General features: G+C 49.4%; 1 protein-coding gene. It reads right to left on the reverse strand.

Annotated features, from left to right (window positions below; translation table 11 throughout):
* On the reverse strand, positions 1–1,063 hold a 1,063-nt coding region (locus tag R8O10_RS23975), incomplete at both ends, for an LruC domain-containing protein (RefSeq protein WP_318191794.1).

Consider the following 1,063-nt stretch of genomic DNA (forward strand, 5'->3'; position numbering starts at 1 on the left):
GAAAATGGCCTCTTCCGAGATAGTTTCCAATCCATTGCTTGCTTGTTGAACGCCGTTAAACGACAGGGTAGTTAAGCCATTCTCAATACTTGTTTTTGCTACGCCCGGTAAACGAATAGCAAAGCCATTTTTGTATCCTGCACCGTAAGCGGCGAGGTCACCGGTGATTTGAATGTTCTCGACCACACCTTCCATACGCGTTTCTGTGATTCGGAACTGAATGACGACGTCGTTCATGTCGTAGTCTGCGGTGTATGGCCAGTTATCCTCAAACGCTACCGTTGCGTAGCCTTCTGCACTTGGGAAATGCTGAACAGATACGCCATTTTCGGTGATAGTGATTGGATGATCTTCTACTTCGCCGGAGGTTGAGCCTCCATCGTATTTGAGCCCCGTTTGTTGACTAAAGCGGAATCGGCTCCAACTTGGTCCTGCGGTTGCCAATTCAGAGACGATAAATGGAAGTGTGTTGTTTCCTGCTGCGAGTAACTGGTCTGTAAATACTTGTTCACCTTCATCTGCGAAATCACCGTCGCGGTTCCAGTCAAACCAAGCGGATAAGTAGCCAGAAGTAGACGCTGTCACATTCACCAGTGAACTCAAACCTGGATCGAGTGCCGCAACAAAGCCAACACCTTCTTCGTCAGCGGTACCAATTTTGTTGTCGCCAGAAGGCGCGATTTGTCCGTCAGGATCGCCATCAGGCGCAATGACACCAAGCCATGTCACACCATCGATTTCGTGTCGTGGACCGTTTGAGGAAAGAAGCGTGTGGTAACTATCTGGAGCATCGCCAAAATCGATTGGGTCATCTTCATCAATAACTGGCGCGTTGGCGCAGCGTGCACCGTCATTTTGGCTTGAACTCGGGCCGTTCGAGACAAACTCAACCGCTGGGACAATGCCCGCGTTGATGTTTGAAGCGTTGTCCGCTGACAAATTAATACGGTAGATTTTTCCGTCTTGATTGCGGGAAACGTAGTAATTGCCGTTGACGTCAAAATAGCCTGCACCAAAGGTACCGGTTTCGCCCGTATCTCCAATCATAGTGGCTTGGCCGTTT

Source organism: Vibrio sp. 1727 (genome assembly GCF_033344415.1).
GTDB classification, from domain to species: domain Bacteria; phylum Pseudomonadota; class Gammaproteobacteria; order Enterobacterales; family Vibrionaceae; genus Vibrio; species Vibrio alginolyticus.